The sequence below is a fragment of the Arthrobacter cavernae genome (assembly GCF_017368795.1).
GTDB lineage: Bacteria > Actinomycetota > Actinomycetes > Actinomycetales > Micrococcaceae > Arthrobacter > Arthrobacter cavernae.
The window spans coordinates 37875-57398 of sequence record NZ_JAFNLL010000038.1 but is presented as its reverse complement, the minus strand read 5'-3'; the positions used below and the strand labels follow the sequence as shown (position 1 = coordinate 57398).

At 65.3% G+C, this 19524-nt stretch carries 21 protein-coding genes; 13 read left to right on the top strand and 8 right to left on the bottom strand.

Annotated features, from left to right (window positions below):
* Positions 1–24: 24 nt before the first annotated feature.
* The 10 genes from J1902_RS14830 to J1902_RS14785 all read left to right on the top strand — a co-directional run bounded on the left by J1902_RS14830 (position 25) and on the right by J1902_RS14785 (position 9485).
* The gene (locus tag J1902_RS14830; protein ID WP_207617073.1) at positions 25–1344 is read left to right on the top strand and encodes an ABC transporter substrate-binding protein; all 1320 of its coding nucleotides are present in this window, start codon (positions 25–27) and stop codon (positions 1342–1344) included.
* 9 nt (positions 1345–1353) lie between these two features.
* Positions 1354–2346 carry a carbohydrate ABC transporter permease gene (locus tag J1902_RS14825; RefSeq protein WP_207617072.1) on the top strand — a complete coding sequence of 331 codons (993 nt, stop codon included), beginning with the start codon at positions 1354–1356 and terminating at the stop codon, positions 2344–2346.
* On the top strand, positions 2346–3239 hold the full coding sequence (locus J1902_RS14820; protein ID WP_207617071.1) for a carbohydrate ABC transporter permease: 894 nt from the start codon (positions 2346–2348) through the stop codon (positions 3237–3239). Before J1902_RS14825 ends, J1902_RS14820 begins: the two co-directional genes overlap by 1 nt.
* A 58-nt stretch (positions 3240–3297) precedes the next feature.
* On the top strand, positions 3298–4044 hold the full coding sequence (locus J1902_RS14815; RefSeq protein ID WP_207617070.1) for a sugar phosphate isomerase/epimerase family protein: 747 nt from the start codon (positions 3298–3300) through the stop codon (positions 4042–4044).
* On the top strand, positions 4041–5162 hold the full coding sequence (locus J1902_RS14810; protein ID WP_207617069.1) for a Gfo/Idh/MocA family protein: 1122 nt from the start codon (positions 4041–4043) through the stop codon (positions 5160–5162). Before J1902_RS14815 ends, J1902_RS14810 begins: the two co-directional genes overlap by 4 nt.
* Positions 5163–5182: 20 nt before the next feature.
* Positions 5183–6373, top strand: a complete 1191-nt coding sequence (locus tag J1902_RS14805; protein WP_207617068.1) for a Gfo/Idh/MocA family protein — start codon at positions 5183–5185, stop codon at positions 6371–6373.
* Between the two features lies 1 nt (position 6374).
* Positions 6375–7376, top strand: coding sequence for a sugar phosphate isomerase/epimerase family protein (locus J1902_RS14800; RefSeq protein ID WP_207617067.1), 1002 nt, complete (start codon positions 6375–6377; stop codon positions 7374–7376).
* Between the two features lie 109 nt (positions 7377–7485).
* Positions 7486–8064, top strand: coding sequence for an NADPH-dependent FMN reductase (locus tag J1902_RS14795; RefSeq protein ID WP_207617066.1), 579 nt, complete (start codon positions 7486–7488; stop codon positions 8062–8064).
* A 105-nt stretch (positions 8065–8169) separates the two neighbouring features.
* Positions 8170–8700 (top strand): GNAT family N-acetyltransferase, encoded by a 531-nt coding sequence (locus J1902_RS14790; protein WP_207617065.1) that lies wholly within the window; start codon positions 8170–8172, stop codon positions 8698–8700.
* An 86-nt stretch (positions 8701–8786) separates the two neighbouring features.
* On the top strand, positions 8787–9485 hold the full coding sequence (locus J1902_RS14785) for a DsbA family oxidoreductase (protein WP_207617095.1): 699 nt from the start codon (positions 8787–8789) through the stop codon (positions 9483–9485).
* 14 nt (positions 9486–9499) lie between these two features.
* Here the strand turns inward: J1902_RS14785 and J1902_RS14780 are convergent, their stop codons facing one another.
* Positions 9500–11011, bottom strand: coding sequence for a CYTH and CHAD domain-containing protein (locus J1902_RS14780; protein ID WP_207617064.1), 1512 nt, complete (start codon positions 11009–11011; stop codon positions 9500–9502).
* Between the two features lie 5 nt (positions 11012–11016).
* Positions 11017–11283, bottom strand: a complete 267-nt coding sequence (locus tag J1902_RS14775) for a hypothetical protein (protein ID WP_207617063.1) — start codon at positions 11281–11283, stop codon at positions 11017–11019.
* A gap of 452 nt (positions 11284–11735) precedes the next feature.
* Between J1902_RS14775 and J1902_RS14770 the strand changes: the two genes are divergently transcribed.
* Complete coding sequence (locus tag J1902_RS14770; protein WP_307794465.1) at positions 11736–13118, top strand: TrkH family potassium uptake protein; 1383 nt, start codon at positions 11736–11738, stop codon at positions 13116–13118.
* Positions 13119–13177: 59 nt separating this feature from the next.
* The gene (locus J1902_RS14765) at positions 13178–13831 is read left to right on the top strand and encodes a TetR/AcrR family transcriptional regulator (RefSeq protein WP_207617062.1); all 654 of its coding nucleotides are present in this window, start codon (positions 13178–13180) and stop codon (positions 13829–13831) included.
* Positions 13832–13886: 55 nt separating this feature from the next.
* Here J1902_RS14765 and J1902_RS14760 read toward each other — a convergent pair whose 3' ends face one another.
* The 3 genes from J1902_RS14760 to J1902_RS14750 all read right to left on the bottom strand — a co-directional run bounded on the left by J1902_RS14760 (position 13887) and on the right by J1902_RS14750 (position 15386).
* A complete protein-coding gene (locus J1902_RS14760) occupies positions 13887–14189 on the bottom strand; it encodes a DUF4193 domain-containing protein (RefSeq protein ID WP_207617093.1) in 303 nt (100 codons plus the stop codon).
* Positions 14190–14323: 134 nt separating this feature from the next.
* Complete coding sequence (locus J1902_RS14755) at positions 14324–14971, bottom strand: LytR C-terminal domain-containing protein (protein WP_307794466.1); 648 nt, start codon at positions 14969–14971, stop codon at positions 14324–14326.
* 115 nt (positions 14972–15086) lie between these two features.
* Entirely contained in the window at positions 15087–15386 is a 300-nt protein-coding gene (locus J1902_RS14750; protein WP_207617061.1) for a type II toxin-antitoxin system VapB family antitoxin, read from the bottom strand.
* Between the two features lie 135 nt (positions 15387–15521).
* Here J1902_RS14750 and J1902_RS14745 point away from each other — a divergent pair, with 135 nt between their 5' ends.
* Positions 15522–16442 carry a hypothetical protein gene (locus J1902_RS14745; RefSeq protein WP_207617060.1) on the top strand — a complete coding sequence of 307 codons (921 nt, stop codon included), beginning with the start codon at positions 15522–15524 and terminating at the stop codon, positions 16440–16442.
* 257 nt (positions 16443–16699) lie between these two features.
* Here J1902_RS14745 and J1902_RS14740 read toward each other — a convergent pair whose 3' ends face one another.
* From J1902_RS14740 to J1902_RS14730, 3 genes are read right to left on the bottom strand one after another with little or no spacing between them, the layout of a single operon-like run.
* Positions 16700–17467, bottom strand: a complete 768-nt coding sequence (locus J1902_RS14740; RefSeq protein WP_307794464.1) for an amino acid ABC transporter ATP-binding protein — start codon at positions 17465–17467, stop codon at positions 16700–16702.
* Complete coding sequence (locus J1902_RS14735; protein ID WP_207617059.1) at positions 17464–18420, bottom strand: amino acid ABC transporter permease; 957 nt, start codon at positions 18418–18420, stop codon at positions 17464–17466. The genes J1902_RS14740 and J1902_RS14735 overlap by 4 nt, the downstream gene beginning before the upstream one ends.
* The gene (locus J1902_RS14730; protein WP_207617058.1) at positions 18417–19319 is read right to left on the bottom strand and encodes an ABC transporter substrate-binding protein; all 903 of its coding nucleotides are present in this window, start codon (positions 19317–19319) and stop codon (positions 18417–18419) included. Before J1902_RS14730 ends, J1902_RS14735 begins: the two co-directional genes overlap by 4 nt.
* Between the last annotated feature and the right edge of the window lie 205 nt (positions 19320–19524).

Genomic DNA, 19524 nt, shown 5'->3' with positions numbered 1-19524 from the left:
GTGCCGGTCCCGAAAGGAATCATCATGAATGTTCAGCCCGCAGCCAACCGTTCGTTTTCCCGCCGCGGTTTCCTTGGCCTGACAGCAGCCGCTGCTTCAGTGCCGCTCTTGGCCGCTTGTGGCGGCGGATCAGCCACGCAGGGCGGAGGCGGTGCGGGCGGAACGATCAAGTTCTGGGACATGCCGTGGGCAGCCCCGGCTTACAACGACGCCGCCAAGAAGCTCGCGGAAGGGTTCTCCGGGGCCAACAGCAAGGCCAGCTACCAGATCATCCAGTGGAACAACTTCTACCAGACGTTCTCCTCGGCAATCGCGTCCAAGTCCGGCCCGGCTGTGTCCACCGGCGGCGGCTTCCAGGCCTTCCAGTTTGAGCAGCAGGGCCAGATCGCCTACGCGGACAAGGTCATCGAAGAACTCAAGAAGAACGGCCAGTTCGACGACTTCCTGCCCGGCGTGTTGGACCCGTTCAAGACGGACAAGGGATACGTTGCCGTTCCGTGGCAGCTGGACATGCGCCCGCTCTGGTACCGCAAGTCCCTGTTCGAGAAGGCCGGCGTCGAGGTTCCCACGGACTGGGCCACCCTGCTCGAGGCCGGCAAGAAGCTCAAGAGCATCGGCGCGTTCGGCTTCGCCACCGGCTCCGGCGCCGGCAACAACATCGGCAACCACACCATGATCCTCATGATGATCAACAACGGCGGCGGCGTCTTCACCAAGGACGGCCAACTGGACGTCATGAACGACCGCAACGTGGAAGCCATCGAGTTCATGCTTGAGCTGGTCTCCAACGGCATCATCGATCCTGCCGCCGTCAGCTACACCACCGACAACCTCAACGCGCAGTGGAAGGACGGCAAGGCCGCCTTCGGCCCGTACGTGCTGGGCGTTCCGGAGCGCGTGGGCGACACCTCCGGCGACATCGTGGTGGCCAGCCCCATCGCCGGACCGCACGGCGACAAGACTGCGCTGGTGTTCCCGAACAACATCATGATGTACACCAACACTCCTTCGCAGGAAGCCTCCGAGGCCTTCCTGGTGCACTACATGGGCCAGATCAAGGAACTGTGGCGCCAGAAGCTCATGAACGCACTGCCGGTCTTCAAGTCCATCACCGAACTGCCCGAATTCACGTCCGACCCCAACAACGTGAAGATCGTCAAGGAATACGTGCCGATCGCCAAGACCTTCGCTTCCCAGGGCACGGCCCTCAGCGCCGATCTCGCAGCGCTCGATGGTGGTCAGGCGCTGAACCAGTTCACGCAGACCATCCTCACGGGCAGGACCGACGCCAAGTCCGCGCTGCAGGCCTTCGAGTCCGGCCTCAAGTCCGTCCTGAAGAAGTAGGCGGCCAGCATGTCGTCCACTACAGCGCCGTCCGGCCTCGCCCGGGCCCGCAAGGGGCTGGCCCCCGGCGGGCCCGGCGGCGGGTCCCGCAACCGCAAGGACCTCAACCGCAAGGACCTCAACCGCAAGAGCAAACTGTCCGCCCAAACATCACGGACGTTCTTCTGGCTCCTGCTTCCCTCGGTCATCCTGCTGGTCCTGATCCACGGCTACCCGCTCTTCCACGCCGGCATCCAAGCCACGCACGACGGCAACCTGATCGAAACCGGCAACTTCGTGGGCGTCGAAAACTTCGCCAACGTGCTGTCCTCCCCGGCCTTCTGGAAAGCAGCCCAGTTCACCCTCTGGTTCACCATCGTCGGAGTTTTCGGCTCTTGGCTGGTCGGGCTCGGCTTGGCGTTGCTGCTGCGGACCAAAATCCCCGCCGGCGGCACCTTCAAGGTCCTCCTGCTCCTGCCGTGGGTAGTGCCGATCGTGGTCTCCTCCACGGCCTGGAACTGGCTGGTTGCCACCCCGGACAGCCTCATTCCTTCCATCTTCCGCAACCTCGGACTGGGCACCCCGCTGTTCCTGGCGGACCCCACCCTGGCCGCAGTCACGGTCATGATCTTCAAGGTGTGGGTTTCATTCCCCTTCATGATGATGATGATCTCCGCCGCCCTGGCCTCCGTGGACACCACCGTCTACGAAGCAGCCAGCATGGATGGAGCATCCCGTTGGCAGCAATTCACCCAAATCACCCTGCCGCTGATCGCCCGCTCCACCTATATTTCGTGGATCCTCATGACGATCTTCTGCGTGAACGACTTCCCCACCATCTACCTGCTCACAGGTGGCGGCCCCGTTGACGCCACCACCTCCCTGGTGGTCCTGGCCTACCGCACCGTCTTCCAGGACTTCGCCACCGGTCCCGGCGTCGCCATCGCCTTCCTCATGACTATGACCCTGGTAGTCGTCTCGGTCATCCTGTACCGTCAGATCCGAAAGTCGAGCGTCGAATAATGAGCGCAGTACTTCACGCCCACCCCGAGTCCGGACCCGCCCTCGGCGTCGCCACTACCGGCAAAACCCGCCGCGTCCTTTCCGAAGCCGGCATGCGCGGACGCTGGTGGAGATTCGCCCTGATCCTGGCCATCACCGCGATCGTCCTTGTACCCATCATGGTCACCGTCATCCTGGCCCTCACACCGGCGCCGAACAGCACCACCACCGGACTCACCCTCGAGAACATCACCGGAGTCTTCGAACGCACCCTCGCCGCCACCTGGTTGCAGAACAGCCTCATCACCACGCTCGCAACGGTGGTGGTCTCCGTCGCAGTCGCAGCCCCCGCCGGGTACGTCCTCTCCCGTGGCCGTTCCAAGGCAGTCTCCGGCTACTCCCTGCTGCTGTTCGTCATGCAGTCCCTGCCCATCATCACCTCCGTGGTGCCGCTGTTCATCCTCTTCGCCGCCATGGGACTCGTTGACAACCTCATGGGCCTGACCATCATCTACGTCGGCTCCACCATGACCGTGGCCACCTGGATGATGGCCGCCTACTTCGACTCCATCCCGATCAGCCTCGAAGAAGCCTCCTGGATCGATGGCTGCTCCGTGTTCGGTTCCTTCTCCAAGGTGGTCCTCAGGAACAGCCTCCCGGGTGTGCTCTCCACAGCGATCTTCGCCTTCCTCCTGGCCTGGAACGACTACCTGGTAGCCATCGTGTTCCTGCGCTCCAACGAGATCTTCACCCTCCCCATGGGTGTCCAGTCCTTCTTCCAGCAAAACCTCACCGACTGGTCCGGCGTCATGGCCCTCGCCGTGATCATGATGCTCCCGCCGATCATCGTGTTCGCCGCCCTCAACAAGTACTTCAGCGTCGGCGGAATTGGTGGTTCCCTTGCCGGCCGCTAACTAGACTGGCGCCAACTCCCTGAATTCCCTGCACAACCCACTCCCGCAAAGGAAAACAATGTCGTACTCACTCCAGCTGTACACCCTCCGCAATGCCATCCAGGAGGACCTGCCTGGAACCATCAAGAAGGTTGCCGAGATCGGCTTTACCGAGGTTGAGCCGTACAACTTCGTGGCCACCGCCAAGGAACTCGGAGCGGCGCTGAAGGAAAACGGACTCACCGCACCTTCCGGCCACGCACCCCTGCTCTCCCAGGACCAGGATGAGATCTTCGCTGCCGCCAAGGAACTGGGCATCACCACCGTGATCGATCCCTACCTCCCGGCCGAGCACTGGCAGGACGCCGAAACCATCCAGGCAACGGCAGCCACGCTCAACGCTGCAGCGAAGAAGGGTGCCGAGTACGGCATCCGCGTGGGTTACCACAACCACGCGTGGGAGCTGGAGTCCACCATCGAAGGCAAGACCGCACTGGAGTACTTCGAGGGACTGCTGGATCCCGAGCTCGTCCTTGAGGTGGACACCTACTGGGCAGCCGTGGGTGGCCAGGACCCCGTGGAGCTCCTGGCCCGTTTGGGTGACCGCGTAAAGCTCATCCACATCAAGGACGGCCCGGGCAACACTGACACCAAGGCCCAGCAGCCCGCAGGCCAGGGCACCATCCCCGTGCTGGACGTCATCGCCGCGGCCAAGTCCTTGGAAGTTGGCGTGGTGGAATTCGATGACTACTCCGGCGACATCTTCCAGGGCATCACCGAAAGCCTCGCCTTCCTCAACGCACAGTCGGCAGGAGCCAAGGCATGAGCTTCTCTCCGTCCACCCGCAAAGGGCCCGTCGGCGTTGCCGTGATCGGCGCGGGCAACATCAGCAAGCAGTACCTGGACAACCTCACCGTCTTCCCTGACCTCAAGGTCCTCGTGATCGCCGACCTCTTCGTGGAGGCAGCCGAGGCACGGGCCAAGGAATACGGGATTGCCGAGTGGGGAACGCCGGAGCTGGCACTGAACCATCCCGACGTCGAGATCATCGTGAACCTGACCATCCCGGCGGCGCACGTCGAGGTGGCCACGGCGGCCGTCAAGGCCGGCAAGCATGTCTGGACCGAGAAGCCGTTCTCCCTAGACCGCGAATCCGGGCTCGGCCTGCTCAAGGCCGCCGACGCCGCCGGCATCCGCCTCGGCACCGCCCCGGACACTTTCCTCGGCGCAGGCCTGCAGACGGCGCGACGGCTCATTGAACGCGGCGACATCGGCACGCCGCTCACCGGGATGACCACATTCCAGACTCCGGGTCCGGAGTCCTGGCACCCGAACCCCGCATTCCTCTTCCAGCACGGCGCCGGTCCCCTGTTCGACATGGGCCCGTACTACCTCACCGCGCTGATCCAGACGTTCGGTTCGGTCCGCAAGGTGGCCGCCGTCGGGTCCTCCGCGAAGGCGACCCGCATCATCGGTTCCGGCCCCAAGGCCGGCGAGGAGTTCGCCGTCGAGATCCCCACGCATGTCTCCGCGATGGCGCAGTTCGAGGGCGGGCAGTCCTCGCACAGCGTCTTCAGCTTCGAGTCCCCGCGCCTGCGGATGGGCTTCGTGGAGATCACCGGCTCCGAGGCCACGCTCTCGCTGCCGGACCCGAACTACTTCGACGGCGACCTCAAGCTCTGGCGTCCGGGCGCGGAAGAACCGGAGATCATCCCGGCAACGGGCCCCTCCAACGGCCGCGGCATGGGCGTGCTGGACATGGCCCGCGCCCTGCGCGCCGGCGAACCGCACCGCGCCACGGGCGACCTCGCGTACCACGTGCTGGACACCATGGTCTCGATCGCTGAGTCCGTGGAATCGGGCTCGTTCGTGGACGTCACCAGCAATGCACCTGCCTCGGCGGCCATCCCTGAGGACTGGGCCCCCGAAACAGCAACTCTCTAGAACCAGCGAGGAATCGAACCATGACCACCCCCACACACTCGTCCCGGCCTTCCGACCGCCCACTCGGCGTGGCCGCCATCGGCTACGCCTTCATGGGGAAGGCCCACTCGAATGCGTGGCGGAACGTGGCCAGCTTCTTCGACGTCCCGGCCTTCGAGCAGAAAGTGCTCGTTGGCCGGGACGCCACCCAGGTGGCCGACGCCGCAGCCAAGTACGGCTGGGCCGAGTCCGCCACCGACTGGCGCTCGATTCTGGAGCGCGATGACATCGACATCGTGGACATCTGCGCCCCGGGCTGGATGCACGCCGAGATCGCCATAGCCGCGCTCGAGGCCGGCAAGCACGTCCTGGTCGAAAAGCCCCTGGCCAACACGATCGCCGAGGCCGAAGCCATGACCGTTGCCGCAGCAGCGGCCCGCGGCAAGGGCGTCCAGTCCATGATCGGCTTCAATTACCGTCGCGTCCCCGCCCTGGCTCTCGCCAAGGAACTGATCGCCGAGGGCCGCCTCGGCACCATCCGGCACATCCGCGCCGCCTACCTGCAGGACTGGCTCGCCGACGCAGAGTCCCCCATGACCTGGCGGCTCCGCAAGGAAACCGCCGGATCCGGAGCCTTGGGTGACATCGCCTCCCACGCCATCGACCAGGTCCTCTACCTGCTCGGGGACGCCGTCACCGAGGTCACCGGCCGCCTGCACACCTTCGTGTCCAGCCGCCCCGGGCCGGACGGTCCGGAAGATGTCACGGTCGACGACGCCGCCTGGGCCACGCTGACCCTCGCCTCCGGGGCCATCGCCTCGGTGGAAGTCTCCCGCATGGCCACTGGCCAGAAGAACTCCCTCAAGCTCGAGATCTACGGCGACAAAGGCTCGCTGCTGTTCGACCTTGAGGCCTTGAACGAACTCGGTTTCCTGGACGCCACCTTGCCCGTGCGGGAACAGGGCTTCCGCCGGATCCTGGTCAACGAGCCGGAGCATCCGTACCTTGAAGCCTGGTGGCCGCAGGGTCACATCATCGGCTGGGAGCACACGTTCACACACCAGATCCGCGACTTCCTCACCTCCATCAGCGCGGGCGAGGCACCGTCGCCGTCGTTCGAAGAAGGCCTCAACGTCCAGCACATCCTCGCCGCCGTCGAAGAGTCGGCGGCCGCCAAGAGCTCACTGATCCAACTCAACGCAACCACCCAGACCTCTATTGAAGGAGCCTGACATGCCCCGCCCGTACACCCTGTTCACCGGCCAGTGGGCCGACCTTCCCTTCGAGGAAGTCGCCAGACTCGCCTCCGGCTGGGGCTACGACGGCCTGGAAATCGCCGTCTCCGGGGACCACCTGGACGCCTGGCGCTGGGACGAACCCGGCTACGTCGAATCCAAGCTCGCCATCCTGGAGAAGTACAACCTCAAGGTCTGGGCCATTTCCAACCACCTCAAGGGCCAGGCGGTCTGCGATGACCCCATCGACTTCCGCCACCAGGGAATCATCGGGTCCAAGGTCTGGGGCGACGGCGAGCCCGAAGGCGTCCGCCGCCGTGCCGCCGAAGAAATGAAACACACCGCCCGCCTCGCCAAAGCCCTGGGCGTGGACACCGTGGTCGGGTTCACCGGTTCCTCGATCTGGCAGTATGTCGCCATGTTCCCGCCCGTCCCGGAGAAAGTCATCGAGGCCGGCTACCAGGACTTCGCGGACCGCTGGAACCCCATCCTAGACGTGTTCGACGAATCCGGCGTCCGCTTCGCCCACGAGGTCCACCCCTCCGAAATCGCCTACGACTACTGGACCACCGTCCGCACCCTGGAGGCGATCGGGCACCGCGAAGCGTTCGGCCTGAACTGGGACCCCTCCCACATGATGTGGCAGGGCATGGACCCGGTCTCCTTCATCTGGGACTTCAAGGACCGGATCTACCACGTGGACTGCAAGGACACCAAGCTGCGCCCCACCGGCCGCAACACCGTTCTGGGTTCCCATCTGCCCTGGGGCGATCCGCGCCGCGGCTGGGACTTTGTCTCCGCCGGACGCGGCGACGTCCCTTGGGAAGCGTCCTTCCGGGCCCTCACGGCGATCGGCTACGACGGTCCCATCAGCATCGAATGGGAAGACGCCGGCATGGACCGCCTTCACGGCGCCCCCGAGGCCCTCGCCGCGCTGAAGAAGTTCGACTTCCCGCCGTCGCAGACCAGCTTCGACGCGGCGTTCAGCACCCAGGATTAGCTTCTCTCCCGGGTGATCCTCGCCACATTGCTTGACGCAACAACCATTCTCCCTTCAAGATAGATGCAAACACATACATGCATTTGCATCTATCTTGAAGGAGACCGCAATGACCAAGATCGCCATCATCACCGGCAGCACCCGTCCCGGCCGCGTCAACCACCAGGTCGCCAACTGGGTCCTCGCCCAGAGCGCAGCACGCACCGACGCCGAGTTCGAGATCGTGGACATCGCCGACTTCCAGCTCCCCGTCCTGGACGAGCCGTACCCGGCCGCGTACCAGAACTACCAGAACAGCCACACCAAGGCGTTCTCCGCGAAGATCAACGAATTCGACGGCTACGTGTTCGTGGTTGCCGAATACAACCACTCCATCACCGGCGCCCTGAAGAACGCCCTGGACTACCTGTCCGTCGAGTTCAACAACAAGGCCGCGGGCTTCGTGTCCTACGGCTCCATGGGCGGCGCCCGCGCCGTGGAGCACCTGCGCGGCATCGCTTCGGAGCTGCAGCTGGCCCACGTCCGCAACCAGGTGATGTTCTCGGTCTTCACCGACTTCGAGAACTTCTCCACCTTCACCCCCAGCGAGACCGCCGCCTCCGGCCTGACCCCCATGCTGGACCAGCTGGTCCTGTGGACCCGTGCCATGGAATTCGCCCGCAACGAAGCCCTCGTCGCCGCGAACTAAGCAGCACCCCCGCAAGGCGGCAGGCCGCCGTCGGGCCCTTCCGGAAATGCCCCTTAAGATCACTCTTGAGGGGCATTTCCGCGCCTGCCTGCCTGAGAGGACCGCATGAGCCAGACCATCCGAGAAGCAACAGCGGACGACGCCGGGAAGCTGGCCGCGCTGGCCGCCGTCACCTTTCCGCTGGCCTGCCCGCCGTCGTCGTCGCCTGAGGACATCGCCGCACACCTCGCGCGGACGCTGAGCGAGGCCAACTTTGCGGAGTACCTCGCCGACCCGGACATCACCATCCTGGCCATCGACGCCGGCGGCGAGCTGCGCGGCTACAGCCTGCTGGTGGACCGCCCCGCCCAGGACCCGGACGTGGCGGGCGCACTGACCTTGCTTCCCTCCGCGGAACTGAGCAAATGCTACGTGCACCCGGAGCACCACGGCCTGGGCGCGGCGGCGGAACTCATGAAGGCCACCCTGGGCCGTGCTGCCGCTTCCGGAGCCGCCGGCGTGTGGCTGGGCGTCAACAGCCAGAACGCCAAGGCCATCCGCTTCTACGAGAAGAGCGGCTTCCGGAAGGTCGGCACCAAGACGTTCAAGCTGGGCAGCGCTGTGGAGCACGACTTCGTCATGGAGCGGGCGCTCTAGTTTCTTGGCGCGAACCCCGAGCCGCAGTGACGAATCCAACAGCCCATTTCGGGAATGACCGCGGACTGGCCGGGGTTGTCGCCATCATGAAGATTGAGATCTGGTCAGACGTCGCGTGCCCGTGGTGCTACATCGGAAAGCGCCGTTTCGAAACGGCCCTAGCCGACTTCCCGCATAAGGATTCCGTGGAGGTGCAGTGGCGCAGCTACCAGCTGGACCCCTCGCTCCCCGAGCACTACGACGGCACCGAGCTCGACTACCTCAGCACCCGCAAGGGCATGGCCCCGGCCCAGGTCAGCCAGATGTTCGATCACGTGGCCCAACAGGGCAAGGGTGAAGGCCTCAACTACCGCTTCGACAACGTGGTGGTGGCCAACAGCTTCACGGCCCACCGCCTCATCCACCTCGCCGCGGCTTTCGGCTTGCAGGACGAGGCCAAGGAACGCCTGCTCAGCGACCACTTCGAGCACGGCAAGGACATCGGCAGCCAGGAGTACCTGACGTCCCTCGGCACCGAACTCGGGCTGGACGCCGTCGAGCTCGGGGAACTCTTCACCACCGACAAGTACGCGGACGCCGTCCGCAAGGACATCGCCGAGGCCCGTGCCATCGGCGTCACGGGTGTGCCGTTCTTCGTGATCGACCGCAAGTACGGAATCTCCGGCGCCCAGCCGGCCGAGCTGTTCGCCCAGGCACTGGACCAGGCCTGGCAGGAAACCAACCCGCTGGTGACCGTGGGCAGCTCCGACGCAGAGGCCTGCGGCCCGGACGGCTGCGCCATCTAAGGCCTTTTGCCCCTTTACAGCCGGATGCCGCGTGCCTTCTTGCGGGCCTTGCGGTAGTTGGCTTCGGCGTCGGCCGCGATCCGTTCCTCCACCGTGCGCAGCGCGTTGAAGGCCAAGGCCGCGGCCGACGGCAGGCTCGGATCGGCGCCCAGCCTGAGCAGGAGAGCGCGGGCCACCACACTGTCCTGGTGGTCGCCAAGGATTTTCTGAAGCTGTTGGGCTGCAGCGGCCAGCTTGACGGCGCGTTTCCCGTGGATCCCGGTGACGGACTCGGCGGCATGCCGCAGTCGTTTGGCGTCCTTGCGGACCTGATGCAGTGCGGCGTCGCGGGCGTCGCCCTTTCCTGAATTCGCGGCGGCCTTTTGTGCCCGGCGGAGGCGCTTGACGGCATTGTCCACAAGTTTGGCCGTCACTTTGCGGGCCGACCTGGAGGCCAGGGACGTGGCGGGCGGATGGTCGCGGAAGTCTTCGAGGTCATCCAGCAGCCGGTAGTAGCGGTCGGTTGCGAGGGCCTGCAACGCCGCCTTGTAGCCCGAATCGTAGACGGTGCCGAGTTCGTGTTCTATCGACTCGAGAACGGACCCGGGCATGTCCTCCGCCGGCAATTCGTGGATGTGCTGGCGGAGCCGTTCGCGCATGACCTCGGCATCGCGCGGCACGCCGAGGAGCCGGGCGAGCCATCTCAGTTCGTCCTCGATCCTTGTGACCGCTGCTTTGTTGAAAAGTCCGCGGTAAGTCGCCAGGGCAGAGCGGATCCGGCGTGTCGCGGACCTCATCTGATGAACGGCGTCCGGCTCCTCCAGCCGCACACCGGGGTAAAGGCTTAGAAGTTCGTTGATCTGCCCGCCCACGTAAGAGGTCACGACGTCGGCCGCCGGCCCGTCCTTCTGCGCTTTTCCAGCGGGGGCGGCTTGTCCGGACGGGAAGGAGTCGCCGAGCGCCCGGGCCAGCTTGGAGCCATGCTGTGAGCGGCTCGCTCCCGCTCCGGTAAGGGTTTCCGCGGCGACGGCAAAGAGAGTCCCGGTTCCGTGGACGAGCTCGATCTCCCATTCCCGCCAGTCCATGCCGGGCCTTGGTGGCTCCAACGCTTCGGCGTGGACGTGGTCATCGACAAAGTCAGCCAGGTGTTCACCGCCGGAACCGTACAGCCGGTGCGTGGTGCGTTGCGTGGTCAGCCGGGCGATGGGCCGGATTGCTTCTCCACGCGTATACGCGAGCACGTGGTGCAGCAGTTCCTCGGGCACGGTGGCGGGTTGCCCCAGCGGTGCCTGGAGCTCCTGCCGCTGGTCCGGTCCGACCGGGATCTTGAGGTGCCAGCCATGGTCCGTCCCGCCGGTGCGGCGCCGCAGGGTGATTCCCCGCGCGGCCAGGGCCAGGGTTTCGGTGTCGAAATAGACGGCCTCAAGCTGGGCTTCGACCGGCTCCGCTACGCGATCGACGCCGGGAATCTCCAGCAGCGCCGGCAGCGGGGTTGCGGTGTCGACGTCGTATTTTTGTTCGGTTTCGAGGCTTCCGGGCGTCGTCATGAGGGTTAGCCGCCGTCTCCGATCGCGTCTTCGAGGGCCGCCGTGGCAAGCACTGCGGCGGCGACGTCCTCGCGGAGGTAGTAGTTTCGAAGTTCCACGGGTTCCAAGCTGCCGTGGACGACGTAGTAGCCGCGGCCTTCGCCTGGTCCGCCGGCGGCGCGGTCGAGGGCATCTACCATGGAGCGGTCCAGGATTTGGTCCGGACCTCCCTGTTGGAGCATGGCCAGTTCGTCCGGCCGGAGTGCGCTAATAAGACCCTGGATATTCGTCATTGTCCGCTTCCTTTGCCGGGACTGCTGGAACGTGATGCCACCCCCCGGGCGTGCCCGGAGTGCCTTCGCCAGTGCATCCACCCCGATTTTAGGTGCAAGAAGAGCGGCTGGGCGAGAGGCTGTTTGCCGCCGGTGCCGGGCGGTGCCGTCGAACGGCCCGGCCGGCGATGATTTGCTTCCTGCCCATGCAAGTCTTCACAACAGGACTCCGGGGCGTAAAGATTTCGTCAAGACCGGTTCCGGCACCACCCGCCTGGTGTTAGGCTCCCTGTGCGCTCCGTGACGGACCGGTGGGCGGACATCTGCCGGTCAAGGATCACTGAGCTGCTTTCGAAAGGAGGGCCTGATGCCGGCACCGCTGATCGTCCGGGCAGAGGGGGACCACGTTGACGGCCGGAACCGGTGACCGCAACCCCCTCCGCCGCCGCGGCAGTCTCCGGAAAGACGGTCCCGTGAAGGGCAGTCCACGGGACCGTACCGTGCCCCGGGCGAAGAAAGAGAGCGATCTGGCGCGCGCGCTCCTTCATCCCGTCCGTTCGGTGCCCCTCGCGTTCCTGGCCGTGATCATCCTGGGCGCCGGGCTGCTGATGCTTCCGGTATCGCGGACCGGAACTGACGGCGACATCGTCATGCCCGCCCTGTTCACAGCCGTTTCCGCGGTCTGCGTCACCGGCCTGATCACCGTGGACACGCCGACCTTCTGGACGCCCTTCGGCCATACAGTGATTCTCGGACTCATCCAACTCGGGGGGTTCGGCATCATGACGCTGGCGACGCTGCTCGCGCTGCTCGTCCGCAAGAGCCTCGGCCTCCGGGGCCAGCTGGTGGCCCAGTCAGAAACCCACACACTGAACTTCGGTGACGTCAGGGCGGTACTGTTCCGGGTCGCCAGAATCATGATTGCCGTCGAGGCCGTCACGGCGGCGGTGCTCACGGTCCGCTTCTGGCTCGCCTATGACGACAACCTGGCGACGGCGCTCTGGCACGGGGTATTTCACGCGGTCTCGGCTTTCAACAACGCCGGGTTCGCCCTCTACAGCGACAACCTGGTTGGCTTCGCCGCAGATCCCTGGATCATCATCCCGATCTGCGCAGCAGTGATCGCCGGAGGGCTAGGCTTCCCCGTGATCATCCAGCTCTTCAGGGGCACCAAAATCGGGGACTGGAGCATCCACCTCCGCCTGACCGTCTACGGCACCCTGCTGCTCTTGGTAGCGGGCTTCGCGTTTTTCGCCGCCTTCGAATGGGACCGGCCCGGAACGCTGGGGCCACTGAGCCTCGGCGGAAAGGTTCTGGCGACCGTGGCCGGCACCGTCTTCCCGCGCACCGCAGGGTTCAACAGCATCGACTACGGCGCAGCGGCACCGGAGACCCTGATGGTCACGAACATTCTCATGTTCATCGGCGGAGGCAGTGCCGGTACGGCCGGCGGAATCAAGATCACCACGTTCCTGGTGCTGGGCTTTGCGATCTGGAACGAGGTCCGCGGCCGCGACCAGGTCACGGTTGCGCACCGCTCCATCAGTGCCTCCGTGCAGCGCCAAGCCCTCTCCGTTGCCCTCCTCGGCGTCGCCGCTGTGGTCAGCGGCACGCTGCTGCTCCTTATTTTCACCGATTATTCGCTGGAGAAAGTGCTGTTCGAATCCATCTCCGCGTTTGCCACCGTAGGCGTAAGCACAGGCATCACGTACAACTTGCCACCCAGCGCCGAATGGGTGCTGATGGCGCTCATGTTCACCGGCCGCATCGGCACCATCGCCGTAGCGTCGGCCATTGCCTTGGCATCACGGCCCAGACTCTTCAATCTGCCCGAGGAGAGACCCATCATCGGATAGTGCAGCCGTTCACGGCATACATGCCCCGGTTTGCTGACACATCACTGTAATGTGTCTGTATGCCTAGGATTACGGCCGCGAACAACGCGGCGCAGCGCGCCGAGACTCAACGACGCATCCTGACGGGATTCGGGGAACTCCTGTTCACGCACGGACTGCCGGGCCTGACCATGACCGACGTCGCCAGGCATGCCGGCGTGGGGCGCACCGCCGTCTACAACTACTACGCGGACATGGAGCAGCTTCTCATCGCCTACGCCCTGGATGAGACCGAGCGTTTCATCGTGGATCTGCGCGATGCGCTGGAGGCCCTGGAAAACCCGGTGGACCGCCTCGCGCTCTACGTCCGGGCCCAGGTGGAGGACCTGAGCCGCCGGCATCTCCCGCCGGGGCCGGCCATGGCGGCGGTGCTCTCCCCCGGCTCCTTCGCGAAGCTCGCGGACCATGTGGGGGATCTGAACCATCTGTTGCAGGACATCCTGCGCGACGGCGTCGCGCAGGGCTATCTGCCGGCTATCGACGTCGTGCAGCTTGCGCAGCTGATCCACGGCACGCTGTCGGCCAGCGCCTCGCGCCGCAACCGCCCCGGCGACTCGCCGGACGCTGCCCCCGCCGACGACGTCGAGGCACTGATCGCGCGGACGGTCCTGTTCATCCAGCTGGGCGCCGGAGCACGGTTCGACGACGATGGCCGCCCAGTGCCGTTGGACTGAGTGCCGCTGGTCTGAGTACCGCAACGCTGCCGCAGGCTGCGCTTGGGCAGGCTGTTTAGCCCTCGCACTCCGTGCAGTAGGCGTGGCCGTCCTTCTCCTTGGCGATCTGCGAACGGTGGCGGACCAGGAAGCACGAGTAGCAGGTGAACTCGTCTTCCTTCTGCGGGATGACCGCAATGATCAGTTCTTCGGCGACGAATTCGCCGCCGGGCGAATCGCTGCCATCGAGGCCGTCAGCCTCGTCCAAATCGCGCACAACGCTTCGAGCGTCCGGGGCGTTGGCCGACTGCAGCGCCTGGAGCGAAGTGTTCTGCGATTCCGCGACGTCGGAGCGGAGTTCGTCGTAATCGGTTGCCACGTGGTTCATTCCCTAGGTAGATTGCCTGAAACTCTCGACGTAGCAGAGTACCCCATCAAGTCCCGAATCGGCTGAGAGTCCCCGGAAATCCGAGACACAAACCGCTCCAGGCGGCCGGGACACTCCTGCCACCGCTATGGTGTGGGCTCCCCCTTGGGCAGGACGGGCCACTTGGAATCGTCTGCAATCCGCAGATTCTCGCGGGGACAGAGGAGCAAGCCGGGCGTCTGGTCCACGAGCTCCGGATTGACCAGGGCGCCGAAGTCTGGGGTGAGAATCACATCCACCGAGGCATCTTCACGGTTGTCCTGGAAGTAGTCCGTGCCGGCCACGTTCCGCTGGAGGTTGAAGGCACCGGCCTGGCCGTTGACTCCGGAAACCACCATTGCGACGCCGGTATAGCTGGTTCCGCTGTTGTCCACCGCCCCGATCTTGTACCCGCGGGCCGCGAACTGTTCCGAGACCTCCCGGGCCAGCCCGCTGCGCGACGCCGCATTGAAAACGTTCACGGTCACTTGGTCGTTGGGCAGGTAGTCGAACGTGGTGGTGGGGCACAGTGAAATCGGCGCCCTGCTGGTGACGGAGGACGGCACCCGGATCACACCGTTCATAATCGCCCAGGCACCGATGGCCCCGGCGGCGATGAGGCCCAGCAGCAGCACCAGGACAATCCCGTGGAACAGCCGGCGGCCGAACCTGCCGCGGTGGCTCTGGGGGTCCTCGGCAAAGGTCGCCCGCAGCTCGGGCCCCGTCACCACATGGTGGCCATGCAACCGGGTCACGTCCGTAGGCCGCCTGCGCAGCTTTTTCGGGCTCCCCGGTGGTGTCCGCTGCATGGCCGTCTCCTCCGCTTCGTCCGGCCCGGTGGCGTCAAGTTCCTGCCCTGCGGCAGGCTGCCTAGCCATCTATCACCAGCACGCGTGCGTGGATGGCGGTGCGCTGATGCAGCGCCGTGCGGACGGCCCTGTGCAGCCCGTCCTCGAGATACAGCACGCCTTTGTACTGGACGACGTGCGGGAACAGGTCACCGAAGAAGGTCGAATCCTCAGCCAACAATGCCTCCAAATCCAGGGTGCGCTTTGTGGTTACCAACTCATCGAGACGGACGGGACGGGGCGGCAGCGCCGCCCAGTCCCGGGGCTCGGTGTATCCATGGTCGGGGTACGGGCGTCCCTCGCCCACAGCTTTGAAGATCACTCTGCAAGACTATGGAAGTTGCCCCCGCAAGGGAACTTGTTGGCCGCCGCAAACGCAGCTTGTGGCCAAAAGGTGACTATCGACGTCGGGCGTCACAGCAGTGGCGCGGCCCCTGGAGACTGGGAGAATGGATCCATGACTGCTCCGCTTTCCGATACAGCCCGCGCACAGCTTCCCACGGCCCCCGCCTTGGCCCTGCTCCTCGACGTCGACGGTCCCATCGCGAGCCCGGTCACCCGGGACGTCAAGCCGGAAATCATTGCGGACCTTGTGGCACTGGCTGCGGCGGACATTCCGGTCATCTTCAACACCGGCCGCTCGGATGCCTTCATTCGCGAGCAGGTCATGGCACCGATGATCGCCGCTGGCATGCCGCAGGGCACCACCATCCATGCGATCTGCGAGAAGGGCGCCGTGTGGTTCAGCTACACCGCCACCGGCCCGGGCCCGGTCCATGTGGACCACGAGCTCGCGGTGCCCAAGGCCTACGGCGACGACGTGCGCCGGCTGGTGGCCGAGGACTACTCCGCGCACATGTTCTTCGATGAAACCAAGCGCGCCATGGTCTCGGTGGAGCAGCATGTGGACGTCCCCAGCGAGGATTACCTTGCCGAGCAGAAACTGTTCGACGCCGATGCGCTGGACATCATGGGGCGCCACGGCCTCTCGGCCGCCATCTTGGACCACCACGCCCCCGGCTCGGACGACACCGCGGATTACCGCCTGGACCCTACCATCATCTCCACCGACATCGAGTCGGTGAGGCTCGGCAAGGACCTCGGGGCGAGCCGCGCCGTCGAGCTTTTGGCCGCGCGGGGCATCATCCCGCAGGCCTGGCGCACCGTGGGCGATTCGCGCACGGATTACGCCATGGCAGACTGGCTCCACCACAACGACCACGAGGTCAAGCACGTGGACGTCCGGCCGGCGGACGGCGTTCCGGTCAAGCCTTACCCCGTCCTGACGGCGGCCGACCTCAATCTGGGCGACGACGTCATCCACGACGACGCCGGCGGCGCCTTCCTGCGCAGCTGGCGCGAGGCACTCGAAATCTAGGCACCGCCCGCTCCTCACCCTTATCGCTTGCTTAAGAAAAGTGAGAGAGCGTCGCGCGATGGGGCGGCAAAAGTGAGAGAGCGTCGCGCGATGGGGCGGCAAAAGTGAGAGAGCGTCGCGCGATGGGGCGGCAAAAGTGAGAGAGCGTCGCGAGACCCCAAACGCTCTCTCACCTTTGGGCCGTTTTGGACCAACGCTCTCTCACCTTTGGGCCGTTTTGGACCAACGCTCCAGGTGCGAGCGGTCGCCCGAACTGCTCATGCAAGCACCTTGGACAGGAAGGCCTGGGTGCGCGGCTCGCGCGGGTCCTCCAGAACCTGGTGCGGGTCGCCGCTCTCCACGAGCTGGCCGTCCGCCATGAAGTGGACCACGTTGCCCACTTCCTTGGCGAAGCCCATCTCATGGGTCACCACGATCATGGTCATGCCCGAGTCCGCCAAGGAGCGCATCACGTCCAGCACCTCGCCCACGAGCTCCGGGTCCAGGGCGGAGGTGGGCTCGTCGAACAGCATCACGGACGGCTTGAGCGCCAGGGAACGCGCGATCGCCACGCGCTGCTGCTGGCCGCCGGAGAGCTGCCCCGGGTAGTGGTTGGCCTTGTCCGCCAGCCCCACCCGGGCCAGCAGCTGCCGGCCTTCCTCGATGGCCTGCTCCTTGGGGATGCGCTGGACCACGGTGGGGCCCTCGATGACGTTTTCCAGGGCGGTGCGGTGCGGGAACAGGTTGAACTGCTGGAAGACCATGCCCACGTGGGCGCGCTGCTTGGCGGTTTCGTGCTCCTTGAGCTCGTGCAGTTTGTTGCCGGAGCGCCGGTAGCCGATCCGTTCGCCTTGCACCCAGAGCTGGCCGCCGTCGATCTTCTCGAGGTGGTTGATGCAGCGCAGGAACGTGCTCTTGCCCGAGCCGGAGGGGCCCAGCAGGCAGGCGACCTCGCCGGCGTTGATGTCCAGGCTGATGCCCTTGAGTACTTCCACGTTGCCGAAGGACTTCCGGATGTCCCGGGCCCGCACGATGGGTTCTTTCACTTGACCTTCTCCAGTTCTGCCTCGGGGCCGCTGGCCAGGGCGACGGCGGCCGCATGCACGGGCGCGGCCTTCGCCGCGGCGGCCGGCTTCGCGGCCTTGTGGGGGGTGAAGCCGCGTTCGAAGTGGCGTTCCACGTAGTACTGGCCCACGGACAGCACCGCCGTGACCGCCAGGTACCAGAGGGCCGCCACGATCAGCAGCGGGATGGTCTGGAACGTGCGCGAGTAGATGATCGAGACCGAGGTGAGCAGTTCGCTGTAGCCGATCACGATCACCAGCGAGGTGTACTTCAGCATGCCGATGGTCTCGTTGCCCGTGGGCGGGATGATGACGCGCATGGCCTGGGGCAGGATGACGCGCCGCATAGTCTGCAGCCGGGACATGCCCATGGCCTTGGCGGCCTCCGTCTGGCCCACGGGGATGGCCCGGATGCCGGAGCGGACAATCTCGCCCATGTAGGCGCCTTCGTTGAGGGCCAGGCCCAGGAGGGCCGCCGTGAACGGCGAGATCAAGGTGTTGGTGGAGATCTCGAAGAAGCTGGGCCCGAACGGCACGCCGAGCACCAGCTTGGGGACCAGCGCCGCCATGAAGAACCAGAAGAGCAGCTGCACCATGAGCGGGGTGCCGCGGAAGAACCAGGAGTAGGCCCAGGCGGCCGAGGACAGGATGGGGTTCGGGGACAGGCGGCACACGGCCACCCCGATTCCCAGGACGATCCCGATGGCCATCGACACCGCGGTGAGCAGCAGCGTGTTGGCGAGCCCGGACATCACCGGTGCGGCGAAGAGGTACTCCCCCACCACGTCCCACTGGAAGCGCTGGTTGGTGACCATGCCGTAGCCCAGCAGGACCACGCCCAACACCACCACACCGGCCATGACCCACCGCCCGGCGTAGCGGGCGGGGACGATCGAAAGGCCCTTCTCGTCCTCCGTGGCCTGGTACAGCGTCACTTGGTGGCCCCGTTGACGGTGAACGTGTCCACGGCGTGGTCATCCATCTTGTACTTGGCCAGGATCGCTTCGTAGCTGCCGTCGGCCTTGATCTGCTCCATGGCCTTCTGGACGGCGGTCATCAGCTGGGTGCTTTCCTTGGGGAACACGATGCCGAAGTACCCTTCCTCGTACGCCTTGCCCATGGCCAGCTCGCCGTTGCTCTCGGCGGCAACCACGGAACCCGACGTCGAGTCCACCAGGAAGGCGTCCACCCGCTCGCTCTGCAGGGCCAGCACGGCCTGGTTCTGCCCGGCGTAGATGGTCACGGCCAACGGGGCCTTGCCGGCCGCCTCGCACTTGCCTGACTGGGCCGTGGCGTCGGCGTCCTCGGTGGTGCCCTTGACGATGCCCACCTTGGTCCCGCACAGATCGTCCAGTGATTTCAGCTTGTCCGCGTTCGCTTTGGTGGTCATGATGCCGGCGCCGGCCTTGAAGTAGTCCAGGAAACTGACCTGCTTCTGCCGTTCCTTGGTGTCCGACATCGCGGACATGCCCATGCTGTACCGGCCGGAGGCCAGGCCCGGGATGATGGCGTCGAAGGCGATGTTGTCGAAGGCCAGGGTGACGCCGAGTTGCTTCTCGACGGCGTCCGCCAGCTCCCGGTCGATGCCCACGATGGTCTTGCCGTCCTTGTCGATGGACTCGAACGGCGGGTACTCAACATTGCTGGCCACCTTGATGGTCCCGGCGCTCTGGATGTCCTGGGGCAACTGGCTGAACAGCGGCGCCTTTGCCGCGTCCGCCGTCGCAGAGCTGCCGGCCGTTGCGGAGCCACCGCAGGCGGTGAGGCCGACGACGGCGGCAAGCGCCAGTGCGGCGATGGCCGGCTTACGGAGGGAGATTGCAGAAATGCTCATGTTGTTTGCTCCTTGTTGTTCTAACGCTTCATGCGAACCGCCGGAGAGCTGCCGCTTGGGGTGCGGCAATTCTTTTCAAGAATCAGTCTTTTCAAGAATCAGCGTGGCTTTTGACCAGCCTAGAGATGAATATCTCAACCCACAATAGTTAATTAGTGCAAAATTCAAAGTATGACCAAAAGTCAATTGCCGGATCCGAAATGGC